1 protein-coding gene is annotated in these 955 nt (G+C 37.2%); it reads right to left on the bottom strand.

Annotation, left to right across the window (positions count from 1 at the left end):
• The coding region (locus tag ACFIM6_RS09960; protein ID WP_375612682.1) for a POTRA domain-containing protein at window positions 1-458 on the bottom strand (458 nt) is incomplete at its 3' end.
• Window positions 459-955: the final 497 nt, after the last annotated feature.

Genomic DNA, 955 nt, shown 5'->3' with positions numbered 1-955 from the left:
AAACGCGCCGTTACATAGCCTTGATCCAAATAAACTTTGGTTAACTTCTTGATTAAGAGCTGAATATCAAAAAGACCGATACATCTTCCAACATAAGGCTCTGTTACGGCTGATATAGAGCGCTTTTTGACATGATGCACTCCCTCAACAACAACAGCATGAATTGGAAAACATTGCTTCCCACCCAAAAGCGTTTCTGGATTTTGCTCTGAAGGCGTCTTGATCCTTTTAGGCGTTAAAGACCGTAATTTCTCAATTCTTTCTAATTGCTGCTTTTCTGAATACCTACGAGAAAAATTATCTGTTGGGGAATGAAAAATAGCTGAGGAGCGCGCATAAACATTTACACCTGTAAACAAGCCAAAGAAAACAACAATGGCACGAAAAATTCTCAAAAGAGAACTTTGGCGTAAAAATACAGAAAACAATACAGATTGCCCCCGCTTTGCATTATTCATGAAGCATTCTTTAAAAGAACTTCATGGAACCTCTAACAAGTCCACTCAAAACAGCCACTGCCCTATGACGCTTTTAACAAAAGCACATGCCTCTGTTACCAAAGAAAAGTGACACCCAAAACTGCTTTATTTTAACTGCTGAAGATCTCTCCCCCACATTTATGTAAAAAGACCTCTAAACAAAACTGTTTAGCCCGTCAATGGTTAATACATCAATATCCCCATAAATATAAAGGATAAGTTTGCTCAACCATATCCCCTTGCATTCATAGAGTGAACCTTCAAAAGACGCCTAATCTATGAGTTTTAGGGGTTTTGAGTATTTTGAGGGTTTTAAACACCTTCAAAACCTATCTATAAACTTATCAAAATACTCATTCTGATATATTAAAGCCCATAGTACATTTATCTTGATTAACCCGTGAAATGAATAGCAAATTTCACTACTTTGCTGATCTTATTCCATGTCATGGGCTGTTGATAAGCAGCCTTAAAGA

The organism is Bartonella sp. AA9NXGY, from assembly GCF_042196845.1.
GTDB lineage: Bacteria > Pseudomonadota > Alphaproteobacteria > Rhizobiales > Rhizobiaceae > Bartonella.
The sequence above is the reverse complement of the archived record's forward strand: the minus strand, read 5'-3'. Positions and strand labels throughout refer to the sequence as shown.